The sequence below is a fragment of the Bacillus crepusculi genome, assembly GCF_014764715.1.
GTDB lineage: Bacteria > Bacillota > Bacilli > Bacillales > Bacillaceae > Bacillus.
On sequence record NZ_JACXXE010000005.1, the window covers coordinates 13586 to 38731 of the forward strand.

Annotated in this window: 29 protein-coding genes, 1 pseudogene and 1 riboswitch; of the genes and pseudogenes, 18 read left to right on the forward strand and 12 right to left on the reverse strand. The window is 42.0% G+C overall.

The window, feature by feature from the left end; all coding sequences use genetic code 11:
• Positions 1 to 102 precede the first annotated feature (102 nt).
• The gene (locus IEE86_RS10450) at positions 103 to 1065 is read right to left on the reverse strand and encodes a metal ABC transporter solute-binding protein, Zn/Mn family (protein WP_191097174.1); all 963 of its coding nucleotides are present in this window, start codon (positions 1063 to 1065) and stop codon (positions 103 to 105) included.
• Between the two features lie 215 nt (positions 1066 to 1280).
• On the opposite strand from IEE86_RS10450, the gene IEE86_RS10455 reads away from it, so the two are divergent.
• A complete protein-coding gene (locus tag IEE86_RS10455; protein ID WP_191097175.1) occupies positions 1281 to 1847 on the forward strand; it encodes a beta-class carbonic anhydrase in 567 nt (188 codons plus the stop codon).
• Position 1848: 1 nt separating this feature from the next.
• On the opposite strand, the gene yidD is transcribed toward IEE86_RS10455, so the two are convergent.
• On the reverse strand, positions 1849 to 2073 hold the full coding sequence (gene yidD / locus IEE86_RS10460) for a membrane protein insertion efficiency factor YidD (RefSeq protein ID WP_191097176.1): 225 nt from the start codon (positions 2071 to 2073) through the stop codon (positions 1849 to 1851).
• 126 nt (positions 2074 to 2199) lie between these two features.
• On the opposite strand from yidD, the gene IEE86_RS10465 reads away from it, so the two are divergent.
• Positions 2200 to 2673, forward strand: coding sequence for an S-ribosylhomocysteine lyase (locus tag IEE86_RS10465; RefSeq protein ID WP_003217624.1), 474 nt, complete (start codon positions 2200 to 2202; stop codon positions 2671 to 2673).
• Positions 2674 to 2795: 122 nt separating this feature from the next.
• Entirely contained in the window at positions 2796 to 3233 is a 438-nt protein-coding gene (locus IEE86_RS10470) for a FixH family protein (RefSeq protein ID WP_191097177.1), read from the forward strand.
• Positions 3234 to 3241: 8 nt separating this feature from the next.
• Here IEE86_RS10470 and ytzI read toward each other — a convergent pair whose 3' ends face one another.
• A complete protein-coding gene (gene ytzI, locus IEE86_RS10475) occupies positions 3242 to 3388 on the reverse strand; it encodes a YtzI protein (protein ID WP_191097178.1) in 147 nt (48 codons plus the stop codon).
• Positions 3389 to 3519: 131 nt separating this feature from the next.
• Between ytzI and IEE86_RS10480 the strand changes: the two genes are divergently transcribed.
• The 4 genes and pseudogenes from IEE86_RS10480 (at position 3520) to IEE86_RS10495 (ending at position 5183) form a co-directional block, all read left to right on the forward strand.
• On the forward strand, positions 3520 to 3957 hold the full coding sequence (locus IEE86_RS10480) for a Dps family protein (protein WP_191097179.1): 438 nt from the start codon (positions 3520 to 3522) through the stop codon (positions 3955 to 3957).
• Between the two features lie 126 nt (positions 3958 to 4083).
• Positions 4084 to 4275, forward strand: a complete 192-nt coding sequence (locus tag IEE86_RS10485; RefSeq protein ID WP_099681569.1) for a hypothetical protein — start codon at positions 4084 to 4086, stop codon at positions 4273 to 4275.
• Positions 4276 to 4428: 153 nt separating this feature from the next.
• A pseudogene (locus IEE86_RS10490) lies at positions 4429 to 4830 on the forward strand (phage holin family protein).
• Positions 4831 to 4874: 44 nt separating this feature from the next.
• Positions 4875 to 5183 (forward strand): hydrolase, encoded by a 309-nt coding sequence (locus IEE86_RS10495; protein ID WP_191097180.1) that lies wholly within the window; start codon positions 4875 to 4877, stop codon positions 5181 to 5183.
• Positions 5184 to 5333: 150 nt separating this feature from the next.
• On the opposite strand, the gene IEE86_RS10500 is transcribed toward IEE86_RS10495, so the two are convergent.
• Together IEE86_RS10500 and IEE86_RS10505 are read right to left on the reverse strand one after the other, a co-directional pair.
• Entirely contained in the window at positions 5334 to 6125 is a 792-nt protein-coding gene (locus IEE86_RS10500; RefSeq protein WP_191097181.1) for an AIM24 family protein, read from the reverse strand.
• Positions 6126 to 6146: 21 nt separating this feature from the next.
• Complete coding sequence (locus tag IEE86_RS10505; RefSeq protein ID WP_191097182.1) at positions 6147 to 6800, reverse strand: TerD family protein; 654 nt, start codon at positions 6798 to 6800, stop codon at positions 6147 to 6149.
• A 249-nt stretch (positions 6801 to 7049) separates the two neighbouring features.
• Here IEE86_RS10505 and ytkD point away from each other — a divergent pair, with 249 nt between their 5' ends.
• On the forward strand, positions 7050 to 7526 hold the full coding sequence (gene ytkD, locus IEE86_RS10510) for an RNA deprotection pyrophosphohydrolase (protein ID WP_191097183.1): 477 nt from the start codon (positions 7050 to 7052) through the stop codon (positions 7524 to 7526).
• 30 nt (positions 7527 to 7556) lie between these two features.
• Here ytkD and IEE86_RS10515 read toward each other — a convergent pair whose 3' ends face one another.
• The 3 genes from IEE86_RS10515 to IEE86_RS10525 are packed head-to-tail and all read right to left on the reverse strand — an operon-like array spanning position 7557 to position 10125.
• Entirely contained in the window at positions 7557 to 8303 is a 747-nt protein-coding gene (locus tag IEE86_RS10515; RefSeq protein WP_411955697.1) for an ABC transporter permease, read from the reverse strand.
• Positions 8304 to 8337: 34 nt separating this feature from the next.
• A complete protein-coding gene (locus tag IEE86_RS10520) occupies positions 8338 to 9108 on the reverse strand; it encodes an ABC transporter ATP-binding protein (RefSeq protein ID WP_191097185.1) in 771 nt (256 codons plus the stop codon).
• Positions 9109 to 9123: 15 nt separating this feature from the next.
• A complete protein-coding gene (locus IEE86_RS10525; RefSeq protein WP_191097186.1) occupies positions 9124 to 10125 on the reverse strand; it encodes an ABC transporter substrate-binding protein in 1002 nt (333 codons plus the stop codon).
• Between the two features lie 174 nt (positions 10126 to 10299).
• Here IEE86_RS10525 and IEE86_RS10530 point away from each other — a divergent pair, with 174 nt between their 5' ends.
• From IEE86_RS10530 to IEE86_RS10555, 6 genes are read left to right on the forward strand one after another with little or no spacing between them, the layout of a single operon-like run.
• Positions 10300 to 11028 carry a carotenoid biosynthesis protein gene (locus tag IEE86_RS10530; protein ID WP_191097187.1) on the forward strand — a complete coding sequence of 243 codons (729 nt, stop codon included), beginning with the start codon at positions 10300 to 10302 and terminating at the stop codon, positions 11026 to 11028.
• Positions 10997 to 11743, forward strand: coding sequence for a lysophospholipid acyltransferase family protein (locus tag IEE86_RS10535; protein WP_191097188.1), 747 nt, complete (start codon positions 10997 to 10999; stop codon positions 11741 to 11743). Before IEE86_RS10530 ends, IEE86_RS10535 begins: the two co-directional genes overlap by 32 nt.
• Positions 11728 to 12855 (forward strand): glycosyltransferase family 2 protein, encoded by a 1128-nt coding sequence (locus IEE86_RS10540; protein ID WP_191097189.1) that lies wholly within the window; start codon positions 11728 to 11730, stop codon positions 12853 to 12855. Before IEE86_RS10535 ends, IEE86_RS10540 begins: the two co-directional genes overlap by 16 nt.
• The gene (locus IEE86_RS10545; RefSeq protein ID WP_191097190.1) at positions 12852 to 14333 is read left to right on the forward strand and encodes a phytoene desaturase family protein; all 1482 of its coding nucleotides are present in this window, start codon (positions 12852 to 12854) and stop codon (positions 14331 to 14333) included. The genes IEE86_RS10540 and IEE86_RS10545 overlap by 4 nt, the downstream gene beginning before the upstream one ends.
• A 26-nt stretch (positions 14334 to 14359) precedes the next feature.
• Positions 14360 to 15154 carry an alpha/beta hydrolase family protein gene (locus IEE86_RS10550; RefSeq protein ID WP_191097191.1) on the forward strand — a complete coding sequence of 265 codons (795 nt, stop codon included), beginning with the start codon at positions 14360 to 14362 and terminating at the stop codon, positions 15152 to 15154.
• Between the two features lie 39 nt (positions 15155 to 15193).
• Positions 15194 to 15436 (forward strand): DUF2584 domain-containing protein, encoded by a 243-nt coding sequence (locus IEE86_RS10555; protein ID WP_003217584.1) that lies wholly within the window; start codon positions 15194 to 15196, stop codon positions 15434 to 15436.
• Positions 15437 to 15481: 45 nt separating this feature from the next.
• Here IEE86_RS10555 and pckA read toward each other — a convergent pair whose 3' ends face one another.
• Complete coding sequence (gene pckA / locus IEE86_RS10560) at positions 15482 to 17068, reverse strand: phosphoenolpyruvate carboxykinase (ATP) (protein ID WP_191097192.1); 1587 nt, start codon at positions 17066 to 17068, stop codon at positions 15482 to 15484.
• Between the two features lie 226 nt (positions 17069 to 17294).
• A riboswitch (SAM riboswitch) is annotated at positions 17295 to 17430 on the forward strand.
• A gap of 193 nt (positions 17431 to 17623) precedes the next feature.
• On the opposite strand from pckA, the gene metK reads away from it, so the two are divergent.
• Positions 17624 to 18826 carry a methionine adenosyltransferase gene (gene metK / locus IEE86_RS10565; protein ID WP_191097193.1) on the forward strand — a complete coding sequence of 401 codons (1203 nt, stop codon included), beginning with the start codon at positions 17624 to 17626 and terminating at the stop codon, positions 18824 to 18826.
• Between the two features lie 148 nt (positions 18827 to 18974).
• Positions 18975 to 20873 (forward strand): asparagine synthase (glutamine-hydrolyzing), encoded by a 1899-nt coding sequence (gene asnB, locus IEE86_RS10570; protein ID WP_191097194.1) that lies wholly within the window; start codon positions 18975 to 18977, stop codon positions 20871 to 20873.
• Positions 20874 to 21015: 142 nt separating this feature from the next.
• On the opposite strand, the gene IEE86_RS10575 is transcribed toward asnB, so the two are convergent.
• On the reverse strand, positions 21016 to 21531 hold the full coding sequence (locus tag IEE86_RS10575) for a gamma carbonic anhydrase (protein WP_191097195.1): 516 nt from the start codon (positions 21529 to 21531) through the stop codon (positions 21016 to 21018).
• Positions 21532 to 21576: 45 nt separating this feature from the next.
• Here IEE86_RS10575 and IEE86_RS10580 point away from each other — a divergent pair, with 45 nt between their 5' ends.
• Together IEE86_RS10580 and IEE86_RS10585 are read left to right on the forward strand one after the other, a co-directional pair.
• Complete coding sequence (locus IEE86_RS10580) at positions 21577 to 22356, forward strand: alpha/beta hydrolase (protein WP_191097196.1); 780 nt, start codon at positions 21577 to 21579, stop codon at positions 22354 to 22356.
• Between the two features lie 29 nt (positions 22357 to 22385).
• Positions 22386 to 23465, forward strand: a complete 1080-nt coding sequence (locus IEE86_RS10585) for a tetraprenyl-beta-curcumene synthase family protein (protein WP_191097197.1) — start codon at positions 22386 to 22388, stop codon at positions 23463 to 23465.
• 15 nt (positions 23466 to 23480) lie between these two features.
• Here IEE86_RS10585 and mnmM read toward each other — a convergent pair whose 3' ends face one another.
• Positions 23481 to 24056, reverse strand: coding sequence for a tRNA 5-(aminomethyl)-2-thiouridylate-methyltransferase MnmM (gene mnmM / locus IEE86_RS10590; RefSeq protein WP_191097198.1), 576 nt, complete (start codon positions 24054 to 24056; stop codon positions 23481 to 23483).
• Positions 24053 to 25018: a tRNA modification radical SAM protein MnmL/YtqA gene (gene mnmL, locus IEE86_RS10595; RefSeq protein WP_034322567.1), complete on the reverse strand. Its 966-nt coding sequence runs from the start codon at positions 25016 to 25018 to the stop codon at positions 24053 to 24055. Before mnmL ends, mnmM begins: the two co-directional genes overlap by 4 nt.
• Between the last annotated feature and the right edge of the window lie 128 nt (positions 25019 to 25146).

A 25146-nucleotide genomic window follows, 5' to 3' on the forward strand; every position in this document is an offset into this window, starting at 1 on the left:
AAGGAATGGATTTTTGACAAAGGGCGAAAGTGAATCTTTTTTTCGCTCTTTGTCTTTTTTGCGCAGCAAAAAACCCCGGCTGATTGCGCGGGGTTCATGGAATTAATCATTTAATGCGGTTTTTAAGGTGTTTAAATTTTGTTTCATTAAACTGACGTAGCTTTCGCCATTTTTGGCATCATCTTCAGTAATGGATTCTAGATTTTTAAGTGTGAGACTTTTTGCCCCAATTTCACTGCGGATTGTATCTGATACTTTACTGCTGACGTTATTTTCAAAAATCACATATTGAATGTGATGCTTTTCGGCCTGTTGCACAATGTTTTCGAGCTGTTTTTGTGAAGGCTCTTCAGAAGCTGAGAGTCCTAATACACTGATCTGCTCAATGCCATAGCGCTTTTCCCAATAACCGTAAGCCGCATGAGAAACAAGAATTTCTTTATGTTTTGCTTTAGATAACGTTGTTTTGAATTCCTGATCTAACGATTGTAAATCTTTTTTTAGTTTTTCATAGTTTTTTGTGTAGTCATCTTTATGATCTGGATCTAATGAAACAAGTGTATCTTTAATGTTTTTTGCCATTTGCTGTGCATAAACTGGGTCTAACCATGCATGAGGATCTTTATCCCCGTGATCGTGTCCATCATGGTCATGAGCTTCGCCTTCTTCATGTGCATGTTCTTCTTTTGTCGATAATAGTTTGATGCCTTCAGCCGCTTTGACTGTTTTCACGCCTTGATTTTTTAGCGTAGCAGCTGTTTTATCAGCGAATGCTTCAGCACCTGTACCGCTGTAGATGAAGGCGTCACCTTCAGCCATTTCAACCATCGTTTTTGAACTTGGTTCAAAGCTGTGTGCATCTGCATTGGCAGGGTACACACTTTGAGCATGAACGTGAGAGCCGCCAATTTTTTCAGTGAAATCTTGAATTGGAAAGATTGTGGTGTAAATGGTTAATTTCCCGTCTGCCTTTCCTTTTGAAGCATTCGTCCCCGCACTGCTTGAGCAAGCGGAAAGACCAATCGCAAATAAAGCAGCTATTAAAATAAAAAAGATTTTTTTCATCTAGAAAATGTCTCCTCTCAACCTATTAGATAGAAATGATTACGATTTAATGTCCTGAGTTATTGTATCGTAATAATTACGATTTGAAAAGAGGAAAATAAAAATTTCTCATCAAGCAGATGTTTCCTTTAAAAAAATGATGATCAAAACGTGACGAAATTTAAAACATTGTGCTATATTTATTTTTAAAAAAAGATAAAGGAATGAACAAACGTATGAAACTTTTAGACGAAATCATCGAATATAATCAACAATTTATTGAAGAGAAGAAATACGAAGAATTTACAACGACAAAGTTTCCACAGAAAAAAGCTGTCATTCTATCATGTATGGATACAAGACTTGTTGAACTGCTTCCACGTGCAATGAACATGAAAAATGGAGATATTAAGATTGTCAAAAGTGCAGGTGCTCTTGTTTCTCATCCATTTGGAAGTATTATGCGAAGCATTTTAGTGGCGGTCTATGAACTAAATGCTGATGAAGTTTATGTCATTGGTCATCACGATTGCGGCATGAGCAAAATAGATAGCCAAACACTTTTAAATAAGGCCGTTGAGCGCGGTATTCCAGAAAAAAGAATTGAAGTACTGGAATACTCAGGAATCGATTTTAAACAGTGGCTCAAAAGCTTTAGCTCCGTTGAAGAGAGCGTGAAGGACAGCGTGTCTGTTGTTAAAAATCACCCGCTTCTTCCAGCTGATGTGCCTGTACACGGCCTTGTGATTGATCCAGGGACAGGGAAGCTTGACGTAGTTGTCAACGGTTATGAAGAAAAGTAACTTATTTTTCCTTTTTAGGCGGGACAGGATCGATGCCGCCGGGATGTAGCGGATGACATTTTAAAATTCGTTTGATGGTGAGCCAGCCGCCCTTGAAAGCGCCATGCGTTTTGATCGCCTCTAGTCCATAGTTTGAACACGTTGGATAAAACCGGCAGCTAGGCGGTGTAAGAGGGGAAATGCATTTTTGATAAAAGCGAATAATGCCGATAAAAATTGGTTTCATAGAGGTTCCTCCTTGTCTGTCTTCCACAGTATAAGAAAAAAGGACAAGGAAGGGAAGTTTTATAAACTAAACTGGTCGGAGAAATATGTTATAATATAGAAAATTGCAATTATAGGAGTGGTGATTATGCCTTCAGTCGAAAGCTTTGAACTTGATCATAATGCTGTAAAAGCGCCATACGTTCGTCATTGCGGCGTTCATAAAGTGGGATCAGATGGTGAAGTGAATAAATTTGATATTCGTTTTTGTCAGCCAAACAAGCAGGCGATGAAACCTGATACGATTCATACATTAGAGCATTTACTTGCGTTTAATATTAGAACACACTCAGAGAAATATGATCATTTTGATATCATTGATATTTCTCCAATGGGCTGCCAGACAGGCTATTATTTAGTCGTCAGTGGTGCACCAACCCCAAAAGAAATCGTTGAACTGCTTGATGCAACCTTCAAGGATGCAGTAGAGGTAACAGAAATTCCTGCTGCAAATGAAGAGCAATGCGGTCAAGCGAAACTACATGATCTTGAAGGCGCAAAACGTTTAATGCGTTTCTGGCTTTCACAGGATCAAGAAGAGCTTTTAAAAGTATTTGGTTAATAGGATGATGATAAACCGGGCATATCAGATGTCCGGTTTTTTTGATGAAATTGATCATGAGATGTAAAAACAGGGGATATTTGTTAAAATGGACATGTTAGTAAAAGAAGGGGGAATCTCGGATGCGAAAAATGATGGGAATCATTCTGATGCTCGCGTTACTTAGTGCATGTGGAAACTCCGCAGCCAATAGTGACAAAGGGGAAGTGCCTGAGTTATTAGAAGTGAAGCTAACAGGACCTGAGCAAGTGGAGAAAAATGAAAGCGTTATAGTAAAAGCAGCTGTCACATATGGTGATACGCCTGTTGATGATGCAGATGATGTTCAATTTGAAGTGTGGAAAGATGGCAACAAGGATAACAGCAAAATGATTCAGCCAAAGAAGGAGAATCAAGGTGTATATGAATTACATACAGCCTTCAAAAAAGATGGCCTTTATATCATACAAGTCCATGTGACAGCTAAACAGCAGCATAATATGCCGAAGACAAAGATCCACGTAGGTGATGTGAAAAAAGAACGTTCATCTACTGAAGAAAAAGAAACTTCACATCATTGAAAGCGGTTTTATTTTGAGTTAGGACGTTGGTTTGGTTCAGCATCCTGTGGTGAATCGACTTTATGCTTATATTCATAAGCCTTCGCTGTCGTAAACAGTGATAAAAAGACAACGATTGAGATAATGATAAAGCTGACAATCCCAAGTAGCAGCATAGAACTCCCTCCTTATTTCCATATTAACATATATTTCATGCGGTCAAAATAGAAGAAATTGATGGCAGGTTTCAGTATAATAAAAATAGGGTATTCTCATACTAAACGCAATTACATAAGGAGGAATCAACATGTCAGAAAAATTATTAAACGTTGTCAATAAACAAGTAGCTGATTGGACTGTGCTTTATGTGAAATTACATAACTATCACTGGTATGTAAAGGGAAAAGACTTCTTTACACTCCATGAGAAATTCGAGGAGTTATATACAGAAACTGCCACATATATTGATGATTTGGCTGAACGTATGCTTGCATTAAATGGAAAGCCTGTAGCGACAATGAAAGAGTGTTTAGAAATCTCTAGCATTCAAGAAGCTGAAGGAAACGAGTCAGCGGAGCAAATGGTGAAAAATCTATATGATGACTTCTCCAATATTGCAGAAGAATTAAAACGAGGAATGGATCTGGCTGCAGAGGTTGGCGATGAAACAACTGGCGATATGTTGCTTGCCATTCACCAATCCATTGAAAAACACAACTGGATGCTAAAAGCATTTTTAGGATAATAAGGATGTGAAAGGAATGTCGATCATGAATAGATCGGCATTCTTTTTTTTGATGGAATTGTGACTGACAGCCCATTGAAATCATAGGGCTTTAAGCCGAAGAGAAAAGAGAAGGGAGGGGAGAACATGTCCTCAATCGCAGGAATGATGAGTCAGCAAGTGGCGAGTATTCAAAAAACACTCAATATGAGCTTGTTAAATTCACAGCTTGCTACGAACACGGCACAAGCCATGGTGATGCTGGATCAGGTTCAGCAGCAGCCTCAAGCTGTTCAGCCTAAAGATTCAGACGCTACGTTTATTGATGTCAGAGTCTAACAAGGAAAGCCGCCGCGCTCAGGCGGCTTTTTTACGATGTCATCGGTTATTTTCAGCAGCTGACTTCGCCTTTATTTTTCGTTGTCCAAGCTATTGATGATGTCTGGCATATACTATTTACGTAAAGAGTTCCACTGTGAAAGGATGTTGATAGTGAGCAAGGATTTAGGCATCTTTTCGTTGTTTACAGTCAGTTTGTCGGCAATGGGCTTTCTGTTTGGTGGAGCAGAATATTTACTGATGATATTAATAACATTGATGACCATTGAAATCATTTGTTCAAGCCTAAGAGAATCTTTGACTGGACAGCTCACAATGAAGCATTTTTTACTCGGCTAGTTCGAAAGGTTGTGACGATCTCCTTAATATCCATGGCACATTTCTTCGATGTCATGCTGAACAAGTGGGAAGATTAAGGATGTAGCGATTATCTTTTATATCACGTATGAATCTTATCAAATCGTCTCGACAGCCAGAGCCCTCGGAATTCCCATTCCACAGTTATTCATTGATGTGTTAGACATGATGAAAAATAAATTGCGCAAAAAGCCGTAATTTGTCCAGATCTGGTCATACTAAAGGAAAAAAGGATGAATCAGATGGCGAGACACACCTACTATGTATCCGTCCAAGACGGGTCAATATCGCAGCATAGAGATGCGGCTGCTTGGCAATTTCAAATAGAAGCAGATGATGATCAAATTTTGCAGTTAAGAGACTATTTCGATGAACAGTATATGACAGATTGGAAAGGTTTTTTTCGAGCGCATGTTCCATTTCTTGAATATCACTATGATAGCCCAAATGATGAAATGGATAGAAAAAGAAAAGAGATTTACTCAATGATTTACGAGCTCGGGAATGAAGAGACAAAGAACTTTATTGAGACAAATGGGTTAATGAATTGAACAAGCATGTAGACAAACCTTTGCATTTGTTCGTCGTTCTGCGTGCTGGTGCTCACGATTATCACATTTGCTCCGGTACTTGTCCTTCCTAGACTGCAAAGGTTCTCTTGTCAACCATCTGAAAGCATGTAGGGATTTTTCTACATGCTTTTATTTTCGTGGCTGTAAGATGCCTCCGATGAGATCACTGATTCCGCCTCTAGTTTCCTGCGGCGATTGCTGTGAATTGGTGAATTCATGAGAGGCGCTTTGGCTCTGAGGCTTGTAGCGGTTATCATCTACACCGACTCGCAAGCCAGAAGTGCGCTCAGATGGCTGGATAATGACAATCTGGTCTTGTTCTTGGAACTCAAATAAGTAGGATTCGCCAGACGTTTGTCCAATGAAGGTTTTCCAATTCACATCTAATTTGACTTTCGGTGCTTTGCCTGTCCAAGCGACAATGGCGTCAGGGTCTACACGGCAAGGTGCTTTTAAAATAAGCGGGTTTCCATTCGTTTTAATGGCAACCTGCGCCCCGTGACCTTGATAGGAGAGCTTTGAGGTAAACAGTCCTTTCTGTGATAAAATCCCAACGCCTACTGGTGTGACGCCGTAGTGGCATTCCTCAGTAAAGGCAAGTAAATCTTCACTTTCTACGCTCACATGCTGCCAAGGACCGCTTGGCTCAAGATTAATCACTGTTACGTGCTCGCTTGAATCCGCCAAATAACAAGTACCCTGTCCACTTACTTCCATCATCTCAAGATTTTCACCTGTTAATTTCCTACTGATATGGTTAAATACTTGACTGATCATATTTCCTTTATTCGTTCCAAGTAATCGCTTGCGATATTGAAAGGTTCCTTGGTCTGCAATCATTGCGCCTTTTTTGGCAAAAAAGACCCCATTGCCTTCTGCTTGTAAGGTGAGTTCTTCTATCGTGTTGAAATGAAATCCCATTGGTCCGGCTCCTTTCCTGTGTCAAGATGTAAATCCATAGATGCGGCATAAATCGTTTAAATCTAAGGTGGTACCTTGTCCGGTGGCAGTGATCTTCCATTCCTTTTGATCTCTCGTTAGTTCAGCACAAATGATAGATGTGCAATACGAATAATCCTCTGTTAACTGAAAGGTGCAAATCTCTTGTTGGGTCACCTGATCAGTAAGGCGCAGGTAGGCATTGGTGACTTGTCCGAAATGATGCGTGCGCTTGTGTGCATCATGTATCGTCGCTGTTACGACGATTTTATGAATATCAGGTGAAACTCTGCTTAATTGCATAATGATCATTTCATTGTCTCGATACCCTCCGCCAAACTGATGATCACCAAGATGACGAACAGCGCCGTCTAAGCTTTGCTGCTGATGATAATAAATCAGGTGATGCGGGGACACAAGCTTGTCCTCCTTATTTAAGAGAAACACTTGCGTATCTAAATCAATCGGCTGACCAGATAAATCCCAGCCAAGCCCGATATGAATTTGGTCGATATTTGGATTGTCTTTTGTGAAATCTAGCTTTTGCCCTTTGATGAGGTGTTTCTTAATCGCCTCATGAGGTGCGTCTTCTTTCTCATGCTTGCTCAGCGAAAGCGGCTGATTCTTTTCCTGTTTTGACCCATTTGTTAGGCTCATGCTGGATTCCTCCTCGTCTCGTTATAGGACAAACACTGATTCATTTACGTCATAAGGGGTAAAAGGTTTTGTGATTAAAAATGGGCGAAAATGGAGATGATAAAAAGGTTTTAGCGAGAATACCTCATTTTAAATACAGACGAGATGGAACCACTCGTTTGTTTCACTTTTGATAAAAATTCTTCAGAGAAATGTGATCTGTGGTATGATGTTTTACAAGAAGCAAGGACAGGATATGAGGGATTTCACATGCATGTATTTAAAGATTATTATCACAATACGGTCAAGCTCTCTTTTGAAGAGAAGCCTTTTTCAAGTCATCCTAAGCATGTTTGGGCCATCTGCCGCTACCAGGGAAAATGGCTGCTCACAGAACATGAGGATCGGGGCTATGAGTTTCCAGGAGGGAAAGTAGAGCCGAATGAAGAAGCAGATCAAGCCGCTATACGAGAGATTCAAGAAGAGACGGGTGCTGTTGTTCGTGAATTAACGTATATCGGTCAATACCAGGTGCTTGGCAGAGACAAGGTCATTGTGAAGAATATTTATTTCGCAGATATTGAAAGGCTTGTCAAGCAAGACACGTATTTTGAAACGAAAGGACCCGTTCTTTTCGCAGACTTACCAAGATCCATCTCAAAAAATAAAAACTTCAGTTTTATTATGAAAGATGATGTCTTAAGACAAAGTCTTGCTTATTTAGAAAAGAACGGTTTGATTCGTTAAAAAGCGCAGGGAGAGAGTCCCTGTGCTTTTTTATTTTTGCAGAAAACGGCGTTCGAGCCACTCAACGAGCTGGTACATGATGGTCGCAAATACGGCGATAATGAAAAGACTTAAAAATACGAGTGTAAAGTTGAAGACTTGAAAGCCGTATATGATCATGTAACCGAGTCCTTTTGAGGAAACAAGGAATTCTCCTACAATGACCCCAACCCAAGAAAGACCAACATTGACCTTAATGGCAGAGATCATCGTTGGAATACTCGCTGGCAAAATGACCTCACGAAAGACCACACTTTTTTTTGCACCAAAGGTTTTCATTACTTTCAAATAGTTCTCATCGACCTCTTGAAAGGCTGTGTAAATGACAAGCGTTGTAATGATCACACTAATGATCGCACCCATGGCGACAATGCTGATCATGCCAGGTCCAAGAGCAACAATTAAAATCGGGGCGAGAGCCACCTTCGGCATGGCATTTAAAATGACTAAATATGGATCAAGAACGTTTGCTAGTCGGGTGGACCACCATAAGGCAGCGGCGAGCAAAATGCCGCAAAAGGTTCCAAGGAGAAATCCGAGCACCGTTTCAAACAACGTAATACTCATATGATTCATTAAAGAACCATCTGATATTTTTTGCACAAACAATTGGCAGACCGCAGATGGTGAACTAAAAATCAGCGGATCGATCAGCCTAAAATGACTAGCAAGCTCCCAAAGAGAAAAGAAGCTGGCGAAAATGATGAGCTGATAGACTCGTGTGATGCGTTTTTCCATTCGAACCTTTTTTCGATAGGCTTCATGTAAAAGGTCACTGTGTTTCAACTGTTTTCAGCTCCTTCCAAATCGTTTGAAAGAGCTCTTGGAAGCTTGGTGTCTGTCTGGCCTCAAAAGGAGAGAGAGTCCTTAGTTCATCAGGAACGGGAAAGATTCGCTGGATAGAGCCAGGATGCTTTGAGAATAAGAAAATACGATCACTCATTGCAATGGCTTCGCCGATGTCATGCGTCACAAGGACGGCTGTTTTTTGATAGTTTTTTAATGTGTGAAAAACGAGGTCCTCTAATGTCAGCTTGGTTTGGTAGTCTAGCGCTGAAAATGGCTCATCTAGTAAAAGCAGGCCGGGATCAACTGCAAGCGTTCGGGCGAGTGCTGCCCGCTGCCTCATTCCGCCTGACAGCTCCTTCGGATATTTTTCCTCTACGTCATCAAGCCCAAGCCTTGGCAGTAAGCCAAGAGCAGCTGAAATGGCCTCATGTGAATCTTGTTTCGCAATTTTTAACCCGAGAATGACATTTTCCTTGATGGTTTTCCAAGGGAACAAATAATCTTGCTGGAGCATGTAGCCGATTTGATGCTCCTTTTGATTCGGTTCTTTTCCTTCGATTAAAATTCGACCTTCAGAGGGCGGCGTAATTCCTGCAATGATGGACAGCAGGGTTGTTTTTCCGCAGCCGCTAGGACCAATAAATGAGATGAATTCACCTTGATCAATCTCCATATTGATGTGCTGGATGGCCGTTGTTTTTTCTTTTAAAGAGAAGTATGTGTGGGTCACATGGTCAATTTGAAGGAAAGACATGTGCTACCTCCTATTCTATTTGTCATCTGTGACCTTCTTTGCAATGGATGAATCGACAAGCTGTTTGTACGGGATAAATTCCGGCAATTCACCGCTCGCCTTCATGATTTCCTGCAGTTTGTTCCATTCCTCTTCATTCAGAAGGGGATCTGTTGCATATGAGTGCTGCTGCTTATAGCGCTTGATAGCAGTTGATAAGACATCAAGGTCCGTATCAGGAAAATGAGATTGGATTGTTTTTGCAATTTCTTCTGGGTGCTTGGCTTCTACCCATTTCTGTGCTTTGTAAATGGCACGAGTAAAGGCTTCGGCTGTTGCTTTGTTCTCCTCTAAGTAACTCTTCTTTGCCATGAAGGTGGTATATGGCACCTTCCCGGAAGCCTCTCCAAAGGAGGCGGTAATGTACCCTTTGCCTTCTTTTTCAATTAAGGAAGCTGTCGGTTCAAATAACTGCACAAAATCGCCAGTTCCAGAGGAGAAAGCACCTGAAATGTTGGCAAAATCAATATTTTGGATCATGCGAAGATCCTTTTTCAGATCAATGCCTTCCTTTTTCAGGACGTATTCACCGACCATTTGCGGCATCCCGCCTTTGCGCTGTCCAAGGAAGTCTTTTCCTTTCAACTGATCCCAAGAGAATTGGGTTATTTTCTCCCTTGAAACAAGAAAAGTGCCGTCTGTTTGTGTCAGCTGTGCAAAGTTGATGACAGAGTCTTTTGTGTCTTGAGCCTCCACATAGATAGAGGATTCAGATCCGGTCAGGGCGATATCAGCACCGCCGGATAAAAGAGCTGTCATCGTTTTATCGCCGCCCCAAGTGGTTTTCAATTCTACCTCTAAGCCTTCTTCTTTAAAGAATTCCTCTGATAGGGCGACATAAAGGGGAGCGTAAAAGACCGAATGGGTCACCTCGGCTACTTGTACGGTCTGCTCTTGTTCTTTTTTACAGGCAACAAATGGAATAAAGAGCAGGACAACGAATATGAATGCCAGTCTGACTTTGATGGAACGATTCAAGAGTAATTCGCCTCCTTTGTTCTAGATCACTAATTAAAGTATGTCAAAAGGGATTTTTGGTGAGTGCCTAGATGAAAATAAGAAGCGCATTGTTTATTTATAGAACGTGTCTTTTTTTCTATACTAGAAGCATGAATGCTTACTTGAATTTGGCAGAAATAAAGGGGCGGTTTTGTGTATAGAGTGAGTTGGGTATTTGTTGGATGGTATTTGGTAGGACTCATATTAATGGTTTTTTTTGAAGTGCCGGCATGGCTTCAGTTTGCAAATGGGATTTTTCTTGTGCTGTACGCCTGCTGCGTGATAGAGATTGGCCGAAACATTGATGGATCATGGGGGTTTATGATCAAAAGGGCAGCCATTGTGGGAGTGCTCACATTTACGGTTGAATGGATAGGGATCACAACCGGATTTCCATTCGGGGCTTATGATTATTATCCGACTTTAGGTTTTCTTGTGGCAGGAGTGCCTTTAACCATTGCTTTTGCATGGGTGGGCGTGTTTTTAAACAGCCTTTTTTTATCCAGTCAACAGTCGAAATGGAAACGAGCCGTCGAAACGGGGATATGGATTGTCTTGCTTGACCTCATATTAGATCCAGTAGCGGCTGAGCGGAAATTTTGGGTGTGGTATGACGGCGGTGGCTTTTATGGTATTCCTTTTGAGAATTTTGTGAGCTGGGGTATGATTGGAGCAGGACTATCATTTCTTTTCCCGCTTGTCTCGATTGATCAAAAGGCACTGCGCTGGACGAGTCGTATGTATCAGGCAATGGTGTTCTTTTTTGGCCTTTTGGCATTAAAGGGCGGGCTCAATGTCATTTTTTATTTAGCACTGATCATTGTCATCTTGTGTGAAGGAAGGGTTCGATTTGAAAGAAAGCGACAAAAGCCGATCATTTAGACGAATATTTTCTCTTTATCTTGAACGATATTTACTTCATAAACATTTTCGCTGTGTGATGATGAAAGGCTCGGTGGACCCAAAGGAGAAGCTTCCTGTTCTTTATCTCGCCAATCACAGCTCGTGGTGGGATGGACTGATCATCTTTCTTTTAACAGAAAAAACGTCTAAGTTAGATCATTACATGATGATGGAAGAGAAGCAGCTGAAGCAGTATGCTTTTTTTCGTAAGCTTGGGGCATTTCCAGTTCATAAAGAGAATCTGAAAAGTGTCAAACAAGCATTAATGACGGCAAAAGAGAGCATGCAGGCTGGCAGGGCGGTATGGCTGTTTCCGCAGGGGAAAATCATGCATCAGGATACGCGGCCGCTTGAACTCGAAGGCGGGGCTTCTTTTTTAGTGAGGCAGTTTGAGCAGGTCGTGGTGAAGCCCGTGACCTTGCAATATACATTTAATCAATTTCAAAAGCCGACAGTATCGGTTGTGTTCGGAGAAGATGCCTTGGTATCCGGCGGCGCACTTCGAAGCAAGGACATGACACGTATGCTCGGAGACCTGCTTGAAACGCAGTTAAACCGACATCAAGCGCAGATCATCGCTGATCCTGATTTTTCAACAAACGAAGCATTTAGACAGATGACAAGGACAAGCCAGTCAACTAGTGATGCGTTTGATTCCTTTAAAAAGTGGGTGAAAACATGGCGATCCTCTTAAGTGTGATCAGTGTTCTGCTGCTCTGCCAGTTTATTTTTACTGTATGGAATATGAAGCAGTTTCCTGTGTTAACACCCGCCTCTTTTTCGGGAGATGAACCCATTTCGTTATCAATACTGATTCCAGCAAGAAATGAGGAAAAACGGATCGAAGCATGTCTTCAGTCGATTGTTGAGCAGCGTCTTTATCCGAAAGAGCTGATTGTACTAGATGATCATTCGACAGATCAGACAAGAGCGATTGTGGAGCGCTTTGCAGAGACCTATCCGTGGATTCGCGTGCAGTCAGGTCGGACGTTAAAGCAAGGCTGGCTTGGCAAATCCTATGCTTGTTCTCAGCTTGCTGAGGCAGCAGCTTCTGATTGGCTGCTATTTTTAGACGCTGATGTCAGGCTAAAACGAGGGGCCATTGAAGCGGTGTACAAGCAGTTATGCACGCAAAAAACGGGAATGCTTTCAGGCTTTCCAGAGCAAAAAACAGGCACACCCTTGGAGCATCTTGTGGTGCCCATGATGATGTTTACGATTGGCTGTCATCTGCCAGTGAAATGGGTAAGAAAATCCTCTAACCCTGCTTTTGCCGCAGCTCATGGCGGCTTTATCGCAATTGAAAAAAATTGCTATCAAGACATCGGTGGTCATGAAGCAATCAAGGATTCGCTAGTTGATGATATGGCCCTGGCTAAATGGGTGAAAGAAAAGGGCTTTCCGTTCACACTCGCAAGTATTCATCCGTTTGTCTACATGAGAATGTATGAGAATGGACAGGAGGTTTGGGAAGGCTACCGGAAAAATTTGTTCCCAGGTGTGAATCGAAGCATTGCTTTGTTAAGCAGTGTCTTTTGTTTATACACGATGCTTTATTTGGTTCCCGTCATTTGTTTCATGATCGCACTCATTCGGCTTGATGCCCTAAGTCTCTGTTTAGCCATTCTTTGCTATGGGCTCGGTGTGTCGATCAAAGCGGCAATTGATATCGAAAATGGAAGAACATCTGCTATGGCCTTTTTATTGCCGGTGAGCATTTTGAGCCTCATTGCCATTGGCTTTGCTTCGATGAAAATTGGGCTGAAAAAAGAAGGGTATGAATGGAAAGGGAGAAGGTACGAATGAAAAAAGCGATCATTATTGGCGGTGGACTTGGCGGATTATCAGCTGCAATTCGCCTGCAATCACGCGGAGTCCAGGTCACCATTCTTGAGAAAGAAGCGGCTTTAGGCGGAAAATTACAGCGTCATCAAGGAGCAGGCTACTCTTTTGATCTAGGGCCGAGTACGATCACAATGAAGGCGTATTTTGAAGAAGTGTTTACATCCTGTCATAGACGGATGGAGGATTATGTGACATTTTATCCGATTTCTCCGCTTACCAAAAACGTTTTTTCAGATGGTCATACGGTCGAGTTTACGCCGAATATTGAGCAAATGGAATCACAAATTGCGGCGTTCAGTCCTCAGGATGCAAAGCAATATCGTGCATTTTTACAGGAATCGAAAAAGCTTTTTCAAATGGCAGAGGAGCAGTTTTTAAATCGTTTGTTATTGACTTGGAAGGATAAGGCGGACCTAAAGCTGATAAAAGCACTTCTTGCGGTCAAACCGTTCACATCTGTTCAGCGTCTGCTGCGTCAATATTTCCGTCATCCTCATACGTTGGCGATGTTTGGGAGATATGCCACATACATTGGCTCATCTCCCTACGAGGCGCCCGCTATTTTTAATATGATGGCTTATTTAGAAGGGGAAAAAGGGATTTATGGAATAAAGGGCGGTACGTATCGTTTAGTCGAGGCATTTGAAACACTCGCAAAGGAACTAGGCGTCCACATTCATCTCAATGAACGAGTAAGCAAGATTCATGTGAAGGATCGGCGGATCAAAGGTGTGGAGACAGCTCAGCAGATGTATGAGGCAGATCAGGTCATTGCAGGTGCGGATGCACTGACTGTATATCGTCATTTGATTGATGAAAAAGACCGCCCTAGCTTTTTAAATCCAAAGCTGTCAAACATTGAACCGTCGTTATCTGGCTTTGTTCTTTTGTTAGGAGTACCTAAAGTCTATGAACAGCTGTCTCATCACAATGTGTTTTTTCCTGAGGATTATGAACAAGAATTCAAGGATATTTTTCAGAAAAAAGAGTTGCCGCAGGATCCGACACTTTACATATGTTATTCAGGTCATTCAGAGCCAGCCTTAAGCGGAGGACCAGGAAGAAGCAACCTTTTTGTCTTGGCCAATGCACCTTATGTGACAAAAGAGCAAAATTGGGACATGCTAAAGGAAACGTATCGAAAGCATATCAAAACCAAATTAAAGGAAAAGGGGCTCTTTCATATGGATCAGCTTGTCGAATATGAAGCGGTTCAAACCCCGCTTGATTTGCAGCAGAAAACGGGGGCATTTCAGGGAGCCATTTATGGCATGTCTTCAAATTCGTTCAAGCAGGCGTTCTTTCGTATCAATAATCGGTCGAAGGATATTGAAGGCCTTTGGTTTGTTGGAGGAACAAGTCATCCAGGCGGCGGCACGCCGATGGTGACAAAATCAGGCCAGCTTGTCGCAGAAGCGATCATGAAGCAATTGACGTAATACCGGATGAAAAGGAGAGAAATCAAGTGATTGTGGAAAAAAGAAGATTCCCGTCGCCCCATCCCTCTATTCACTTATATACAGTGACCTATGAGGCAGATGGACTTCGGATCAAAGGGCTGCTCGCTGAACCGGCCGGAGAAGGTCTCTATGACGGCTTTTTGTATTTACGAGGCGGCATTAAAAATGTGGGAATGGTCAGACCTGGCCGAATCGTGCAATTTGCAGCGCAGGGCTTTGTCGTCTTTGCTCCCTTTTACCGAGGAAATCAAGGAGGCGAAGGGAACGAGGATTTTGCCGGAGAGGATCGGAAAGATGCATTCGCTGCCTTTCAGCTGTTGAAGCTTCATCAAAAGGTAAAGCAGGATCGTATTCATATCTTTGGTTTTTCGCGAGGCGGTATTATGGGCATTTGGACGGCTGTTGAAATGAAGCAGGAGGCCGCTTCCTTTGTAACATGGGGAGGCGTCAGTGATATGAAGCTTACCTATGAAGAGCGCGTAGATATGAGAAGAATGATGAAGCGTGTGATTGGCGGTCCACCGCACAAGGTGCCTGAGGCATATGAGGACAGAACGCCTTTAAATGACGTAGATCAAATTGAAGCGCCTGTTTTAATCATCCATGGAGAGCAGGACGAGAATGTATCGATTGAGCATGCGTATTTATTAGAAGAAGCGCTGCGCAAGCACAGGAAGTCAGTGGAAACATGGTATTTTCACGGATACAACCATTACTTTCCGCCGCAGCACAACAGAGAGATTGTCAGACGCCTCACGACATGGATGCACAGCCGTAAAAGCGGAAATGTGGTAAAATAAACAGTATAACGAAATATAGAAAGTAGGGGGATTTTCATTATGGGAATGCCTGTTGAATTTAATACAATGATTGTCACGAAGGGAAAAGAGACAAGAATTGAAGAAAATGTGTTTGAGCTCATGAAGGAAGGGTACCGCATTTATCCATTAAATATTCCGCTTGAGGTGCGTAAAACGAAAGACGGAGAAAAAACAGGGACAGCACATGTTGAAAAGCTGGAACTTACAGACAATGTCACGAAGGTGACGTACCGTCTTGTGTCATTACATTCAACGAACTAACAAAAAAGCTGAGGGATTGAATCTCCTCAGCTTTTGTTAGTTTATTTATACGAGTGGTCCGCCTTTGGCTTCAATGTCACTTGCCGCATGGCTGAATTTTTTGAAGTTCTTTTTAAATTCATTGGCAAGGAAGTGTGCTTTTTCTTGATAAGCCTCTTGGTCCGCCCACGTTTTAGCAGGTTGAAGTACTTCATCTGGCACGCCAGGAATATGAAGCGGGATGTGCAGTCCAAAGATGTCATCCGTAATCATTTCGGCATTGTCAAGATCCCCTTCGATCGCTGCCTGCACCATTGCTCTTGTATGAGCAAGATTCATTCGTTTGCCTGTACCATAGCCGCCGCCAGTCCAGCCTGTGTTCACAAGGAATACTTTTGCGCCGTGCTCATCAATTTTTTTGCCAAGCATTTCAGCATAGACATGAGCTGGAAGTGGCAAGAATGGTGAACCGAAGCAAGTAGAGAATGTCGTTTCTGGTGATGTAACGCCGCGCTCAGTTCCTGCTAATTTACTTGTATAACCGCTCAAGAAATGGTACATCGCCTGTTCCTTTGTTAAACGGCTGATTGGAGGTAAAACGCCAAATGCATCAGCTGTTAAGAAGACAATGGCAGATGGATGTCCTGCGATACTTGGTTTCACGATGTTATCAATCATTTCGATTGGGTAAGCCGCACGTGTGTTTTCAGTAAAGAATGTGTCATCATAATCTGCTTCACGTGTTTCTTCATCAAGCACAACATTCTCAAGAACTGATCCGAAGCTGATGGCTTTGTAGATTTGTGGTTCTTTTTCTTCACTTAAATTCACACATTTCGCATAGCATCCGCCCTCGATATTGAAGACACCTGTGCCAGACCAGCCGTGTTCGTCGTCTCCGATCAGCTTACGGCTTGCGCTTGCAGAAAGCGTCGTTTTCCCAGTCCCAGAAAGACCGAAGAATAATGCGACATCACCTTCTTGACCAACGTTTGCTGAGCAGTGCATTGATAAAATATCTTGCTCAGGCAGCAGGTAGTTCATGACAGAGAAAATGGATTTTTTCATCTCTCCGGCATATTCTGTTCCACCAATAAGAATCGTCCGTTTTTCAAAAGAAACGATAATGAATGTTTCAGAGTTTGTTCCATCTGTTTCAGGATCTGCTTTAAAGTGAGGTGCAGATAAGATGGTGAAAGGTTTTTCGTTTGATGATGGTGCTGAACCATCAGGTCTGATGAATAACTGCTTTGCAAAGAGATTGTGCCATGCAAATTCGTTTACAACTGTAATCGGCATACGGTATCTTTCATCAGCGCCGGCAAACCCATCAAAGACAAATAGTTCATCACGTTCTTTTAAGTATGAGACAACCTTTGTATATAAACGATCAAATGCGTCTTTAGAGATCGGCTGGTTTACATGACCCCAATCGATTTTATGCTCAGAGCTTTCTTCTTTGACGATAAATTTATCTTTAGGCGAACGTCCAGTGTAAGCACCAGTTGTAGCCCGGACAGCTCCTGTTGATGTTAAAACGCCTTCATTACGTGCCAAAATCTTTTCAACAAGTTTCGGAACAGATAAATTTTGGTGCGTATTTTCTAATGAGAGCAATGACTGCAAATCTTCTTTTAAATCCACTGAGTTCATAAAAAAACCCTTCCTTTACCGTTGAATTTGTTTGTTTTGATTAGTATAACACATTGATAATAATAGTCTATACTAATTAAATATTTTTGTGTGTGTTTTTTCATTTTTTCGAGAAAATATGCTTTTTGGTGATGCTCATCATGTGGTGAAAAAAGAGGCGAGATAATTCCGATGAAGCATTGACATGACGCAAGGGTTTAAGATAAGATATCTTATTGAACGGATACTCTTATCCCGAGTTGGCGGAGGGACAGGCCCGATGAAGCCCAGCAACCGGTTTCTTATGAAAAAGGCATGAACATGCTGAGAAACCAAGGTGCTAACCTGATGCAAGGTACAAACAACACCTTGAGCGATAAGAGTGAAAGGCATGCGATCTCAGACCCTTTCCTCGCAATGATGGAAATGGTTTTTTTATTTTTGGGATATCATATGAACAAATTGCCAATAACATCTCTAATATAAACGTTTTGATATAAGAGGGAACGAGTTCCGTATCATATTGGAGGCCTCATCTTGGGATGATGGGGTCTTGTACAGGAGGAAATAGCCATTATGAGTCAAAATCGTCGTTTATTTACTTCAGAATCAGTGACAGAAGGACATCCAGATAAAATCTGTGATCAAATTTCAGATAGTATTTTGGATGAAATTTTAAAGAAAGATCCAAATGCACGTGTTGCCTGTGAGACTTCTGTCACAACCGGTCTCGTATTAGTAAGCGGTGAGATTACAACGTCTACTTATGTCGATATTCCAAAGACGGTACGTGACACGATTAAGGAAATTGGCTACACACGTGCGAAATATGGTTTTGATGCGGAAACATGTGCGGTGCTTACATCAATTGATGAACAGTCTGCTGATATTGCGCAAGGTGTAGACAAAGCGCTTGAAGCACGTGAAGGAACAATGACCGAAGAAGAAATTGATGCAATCGGTGCAGGTGACCAAGGGCTTATGTTTGGTTTTGCAAACAACGAAACTGAAGAGCTAATGCCACTGCCGATTTCACTAGCGCATAAATTATCTCGCCGTTTAACAGAAGTGCGCAAGGATCAAACACTTGCCTACCTTCGCCCAGACGGAAAAACACAAGTAACAGTTGAATATGATGAACAAAACAAACCAGTTCGTATTGACACAGTGGTTATTTCCACGCAGCATGCACCAGAAATGACGCTTGAACAAATTCAAAGCGATTTAAAAGAGCATGTCATCCACCCTGTGGTTCCAAGTGAACTAATTGATGAAGAGACAAAATACTTTATCAACCCAACAGGCCGTTTTGTTATCGGTGGACCTCAAGGGGATGCGGGTTTAACTGGACGTAAAATCATCGTTGATACGTATGGCGGATACGCTCGTCATGGCGGCGGTGCATTCTCAGGTAAGGACGCAACGAAGGTTGACCGTTCTGCGGCATACGCTGCTCGTTACGTAGCGAAAAATATTGTAGCCGCTGGCCTTGCAGATTCTTGTGAAGTACAACTTGCTTATGCAATTGGTGTGGCACAGCCAGTATCAATTTCAATTGATACATTTGGAACAGGAAAAGCTTCTGAAGAAAAATTAATTGAAGTGGTTCGTGCGAACTTTGATCTACGTCCGGCTGGCATTATTAAAATGCTTGATCTGCGTCGTCCGATCTATAAACAAACAGCTGCATATGGACACTTTGGCCGTCATGATTTAGATCTACCATGGGAAAAAACGGATAAGGCCGATACGCTTCGTAAGGAAGCATTAGGACAATAACAACATATAAAACCGCTTATTTTAAGCGGTTTTCCTTTTGATTAAAAAAAATTCTACAAAAAACGTAAAAATGTGAAACAAAATCGGGCAAAATACTGTCTAATTATAGGTCTACTTTTAAGAAATAACATAACGTGGAGGCAATAATATGTGTGGGTTTGTTGGTGTTTTTAATCACCGTCCATTGTCCGAAACTACTGAGCAGGAAGAGTTAATTAAACAAATGAATCGTCTCATCGTTCATCGCGGTCCGGATGATGAGGGGTACTTTCATGATGAGCATGTAGGATTTGGATTTAGACGTTTAAGTATTATAGATGTTGAACATGGAAAGCAGCCGCTTTCTTATGAAGATGAGAAGTATTGGATTATTTTCAATGGAGAAATTTATAACTATGTGGAGCTAAAGGAAGAGCTTGTGAAAAAGGGCTATACGTTCAGCACAGATTCTGATACCGAAGTCCTTCTTGCCACATATCGTCATTATAAAGAAGAAGCGGCTTCTAAGCTTCGCGGCATGTTTGCCTTTTTAATTTGGGATAAAGAAGCGCAGTTATTATATGGCGCAAGAGATCCTTTTGGCATCAAACCGCTTTATTTTACACAAATGGATGATCAAGTGTACTTTGCTTCTGAACGCAAAAGCTTGATGGCTGTAAATGAGAACATTTTATTTGATGAGACCTCTTTGCAGCAATACATGTCTTTCCAGTTCGTTCCTGAGCCAAATACACTTGATCAAAAGGTGCATAAAGTGGAGCCTGGTCATCAGTTCACACTCCGCCCGGGCAAGGATATTGAATTTAAGACTTACTGGAAGGTTCAATTTAAGCCTGAACAAACACAAGAACAGAAGCTAATGGAAGAAGTGCGCGATGCAATCTATGATTCTGTGAAAGTGCACATGAGAAGTGATGTACCTGTTGGTTCATTCCTTTCTGGTGGTATTGATTCTTCTTTCATCGTGTCTGTCGCAAAGGAATTTCATCCTGAGCTGAAGACGTTCTCAGTTGGCTTCCAGCAGGACGGTTTTAGTGAAGTGGATGTGGCAAAGGAAACAGCTGATAAACTAGGCTTACAAAACTTTAGTGCCGTCATTTCCCCTGAGGAATATATGAATGAGCTTCCGAAGATTGTTTGGCATTTAGACGATCCTTTAGCTGATCCGGCAGCGATTCCATTATATTTCGTCGCAAAAGAAGCGAAGAAACAAGTTACTGTTGTTCTTTCTGGTGAGGGAGCAGACGAGCTGTTTGGTGGATATAATATTTACCGCGAGCCTCTTTCGCTAAAGCCATTTGAATCTGTTCCATCCATGCTGAAAAAGCTTCTTCTTCGTCTGGCGCGTTTAATGCCAGAAGGAATGAAGGGGAAAAGCTTTATCGTTCGCGGCTGTACGCCATTAGAGGAGCGCTATATCGGCAATGCGAAAATCTTTGAAGAGCCAGTGAAGAAAAACCTCTTAAAGCAGTATGATCCAAGCATCACATATCGTGACGTGACGAAAACATACTTCGAGGAAAGTGCAGGCTACAGTGATATTAACAAGATGCAATATGTTGATATTCATACGTGGATGCGCGGGGACATCCTGCTGAAAGCAGATAAGATGACGATGGCGAACTCTCTTGAGCTTCGTGTTCCATTCCTTGATAAGGTTGTATTTGAAGCGGCTTCTAAAATTCCAGAAGAGCTGAAAACAAAAGATGGCACAACGAAATATTTACTGCGTAAAGCAGCAGAAGGTATTGTGCCAGACCATGTGTTGAATCGCAAAAAGCTAGGTTTCCCTGTGCCAATTCGTCATTGGCTGAAAAATGAGATGAACGCTTGGGCGAAAGATATCATCAAAAACAGTCAAACAGAAGAATATATTAACAAGGCATATGTACTTGATTTATTAAATGAGCATTGTGCTGGCAAAGCAGATCATAGCCGTAAGATTTGGACTGTCCTGATCTTTATGATCTGGCATAGCATTTATGTGGAGCGCAGCATTGATCCAGAGCAGTTGAATCATCAACCGAAAGAAGTCATCTTTAGCTAATGAAAAAAGGTTTTCAGCTTTGTGCTGAAAACCTTTTTTGTCATGATAGAAAGCGGCGGAAAAGGGTAAAATAACAAGCGGTTCATAGTTATTGCTTAATATCCGGAAAAAAACATGATAAAGTGAAGATACTCGTACGATGTTAACGGGATAAAAGGGAACGATAGTATTGTCCTTTTTCTACATATTCTCTGCGGATTCGGTCCATGTCTTGGATATCTTCATCTGTTAACTGCCGGACGACCTTGGCTGGACGGCCAAAAGCAAGTGCTCCCTTTGGAATGACCTTTCCTTGCGGGACAAGACTACCTGCACCGATAAAGGCGCCCTCGCCAATTTCTGCACCATCGAGAATGATGGACCCCATGCCAATGAGGGCATTTTTTCGAATGATTGAGCTATGTAATGTGACTTGGTGTCCAATGGTAGCACCATCTTCAATAAGAAGTGTTTTTCCAGGACTTTGATGCAGACAGGATAAGTCTTGAATGTTGACGTTTTTTCCAATTCTCACTGGAGCGACATCGCCTCTAATGACGGTTTGGAACCAAACGCTCGAATATTCTCCAATTGTGACATCGCCAGTAATGGTGGCGTTATCTGCAACAAAGACTGATTCATGAATCTCAGGTGTAAACTGATGATATGGATAAATCACTTTTTCGACTTCCTTTCTTAATACAACATTTGTGAGGTGTTTACTTTGTGGACTTGGCATGCTGAAAGACCAGTTGGTACAATTGTGATTGTACATGGTGCTAGTGAATATCATGGCCGATATAAATGGCTGATTGAAATGTGGCGAACTGCAGGCTATCATGTCGTGATGGGTGATCTGCCTGGGCAAGGGACATCAACGCGTGCGCGCGGCCATATTCGCTCTTTTCAAGAATACATTGATACAGTTGATGAATGGATCGAACATGCGAAGTCGTTCAGGCTTCCAACATTTTTACTTGGACACAGCATGGGTGGACTCATTTCAATTGAGTGGTTCAAGCAGTATACCCATACGAAGATTGATGGCCTTATTTTATCATCACCTTGTTTAGGTCTGCAATTTAAACCGAAGAAGCTGATGGATTTTGCATCAAAAGGTCTAAATGTGCTGGCTCCGTCTTTTAAAGTAGAATCAGGACTTTCTATTGAACTTGCCACACGGAATCAGGCTGTGATTGAAGCAGACTCAAATGATTCACTGTATGTGACAAAGGTATCCGTTCGCTGGTATCGAGAGCTGATCAAAAATATTGATGCGGCGATGCAGCCAACGAATGTCTTTCGGTCGATTCCGCTTCTCTTAATGCAGGCGGGGGATGACAAGATCGTAGATAAAACGAGGGTGGTCAAATGGTTCAATGGCATTGAATCATACAATAAATCTTATCGTGAATGGGAAGGGCTGTATCACGAAATTTTTAATGAACCAGAAAGAGAAGATGTGTTTAAGGCGGCGAGAGCCTTTACAGATCAATATATTTGATTGTGAGCTTAAGTTGGGGGTGGATTGATTTGTCAGTACCAGAGCGTCCTTTTGCACTGATGACAAAGGTGTATAAAGATATTTTTCCGCTTGTTCATCAGGAGCTGAAAAAGTGGCGGGCTCAGGCAGAAATGATTGAAAATGAAGAACTGAGAACGCAAGCATTAGCAAGCATCTCCACTAAAACCTTTCACTGTGAAGGCGGAGGAATTTTATCTCTCCTCGCAGGTGAAGAGAAAGAAACGTGTATTGAATTCATTGTGGCGTATCAAACCATCAGTGATTACTTAGATAATCTATGTGACCGCAGCACGTCACTTGATCCAAAAGATTTTCATATGCTGCATCAAGCGATGAGAGATGCGCTTGATATTCATGCTGAGCTCAAGCCATATTATCAATTCCGTGATGATCAAGAGGATCATGGGTATTTACATGCGCTTGTCCGCACATGTCAAGACGTGCTTACGCGCCTAGAGCATTATTCGATCATTCAGCCGTATTTACATACGCTGTGTGATTATTATAGTGATTTGCAAGTACATAAGCACGTCGTTCCTCATGAGCGTGTGCCTCGGCTAGAGTCGTGGTTCCGCCAATACGAAAAGGATTTGCCAAAGATGGAATGGTATGAATTTTCAGCTTGTGCAGGCTCAACATTAGGCATTTTCTGTCTTGTGGCGTATGCACTTCAGCCTGATTTTACTGAGAAGCAGGCGAAGCAAATTTATGAAAGCTATTTCCCTTATATCCAAGGTTTGCACATTTTACTTGATTACTTAATTGATCAAGAAGAGGACCGGCTTGGAGGGGATCTGAATTTTTGCTCATACTATGACTCACATCAAGAGATGATGGACAGACTTCAGCATTTTATTGAAAAAGCGGATGAGCAGCTGAAAGGCATCCCGCACGAAAATTTTCACAAGCTGATTAACAGAGGATTACTCGCGGTCTATTTGTCCGATGAAAAAGTGACAGAACAAAAAGAGATGAACAAGCTGGCAAAACGGCTGATCAAATCCAGTGGGAAAACGTCGTTCTTTTTCTATATTAATGGAAGAGCCTATCGGACGTATCAGAAAATGCTTTGGATGAAATCCTCATAAAAAAGCTCAAATCCACTAGGATTTGAGCTTTTTTTCAATCGCAACCACAAAGGGCGGATCGTTTTGAATATTCATGTATTGATAGGACAAAACTTGTACTTCTTCATGAGGAAGTGATCTGCAATAGTCGAGAAGCACTTCCTTTTCTCTTTTTCCTTCGGGGTGACCGTGGTAAATGACAAGAACGATCAGACCGCCGGGCTTTAGCCAGTCAATGAGCTGTTTGATCGCTTCAATGGTCGTATGAGCCTGAGTGGTGATGGCTTTATCGCCTCCAGGCAGGTACCCAAGGTTAAACACCGCGCCAGATATATGTCCATAAACATCCTTTGGCAGATGATCCGCCAGTTTTTCATGTCCATCGTGGATGAGGTGAACGTGAGAATATTGTTCACCAAGCCTTTTGCTTGTCTGCTGTAAGGCTTCCTCCTGAACATCGAATGCGAAAATTTGTCCATCTTTCCCTACAAGATCAGCTAAATAGAGTGTATCGTGTCCGTTTCCCATCGTTGCATCAATGACGATGTCGCCCTTTTGACATGCGCGCTCTAACAGCTCTTTACTAAAAGGGAGCATGCGTTTTAAAATCATTTGGCCGCTTCTTCCAATCTGACGAAGCGTTTCCCCTGATAGCTGTTTCGTCTTTCAAGCTCAGCATTAATGGCATTGAGTACTTCCCACTTATTTACACTCCACATTGGACCAACCATTAATTCAATGGGACCATCGCCTGTAATCCGATGAATAATCATCTCTGGCGGCAGGATCTCTAGCTGATCACAAACAAGCTGAACATATTCTTCCTGGCTTAAAAACTCAAGCTTCCCTTTTTCGTATTGCTTGACCATTGGGGTTCCTTTTAAAAGGTGAAGCAAATGAATTTTGATTCCTTGTACATCTAGATCAGCGACAGCCTTGGCTGTTTCCATCATCATGTCCCGGTTTTCAAGAGGCAAGCCATTGATGATATGCGAGCAGACACGAATTCCATGTTTTCGCAGCTTTTCTACACCTTCTACGTAGCATTCATAATCATGGGCACGGTTAATGAGCATAGCTGTCCGTTCATGTACGGTTTGAAGGCCAAGCTCTACCCAGAGATAAGTACGTTCGTTTAATTCAGCCAAATATTCGACAACATCATCTGGCAGACAGTCAGGTCTTGTCGCAATAGATAAACCAACCACTCCATCTAGGTTCATGACGGTTTCGTATTTTTCTTTCAAGACAGAAAGCGGTGCGTGTGTGTTTGTATACGCCTGAAAATACGCCATGTATTTTCCGTCTTTCCATTTTGTATGCATCCGGTCTTTGATTTCATTAAATTGAGTGATGAGGTCATCAGCACGGTTTCCTGCAAAATCACCAGACCCAGCTGCACTGCAAAATGTACAGCCTCCATGGGCTACAGTACCATCACGGTTTGGGCAGTCAAAGCCGCCGTCTAAGGCAACTTTAAATACTTTATGACCAAAGTGTTCACGTAAATGATAGTTCCATGTGTGGTAACGTTTTTCACTGTTTGAATATAAAAAAGGGTTATGCTGATCCAAGTCAGTAACCTCCTTGCATAATAATAGGCATCCTTAAAGTTTAACAAAAATTACGAAGGAGGACAATTGAATCTGTCCAACATTTTCTTTAGTGAAAAAGCTTTACGTGGGCAAAATAGATGGGAGCG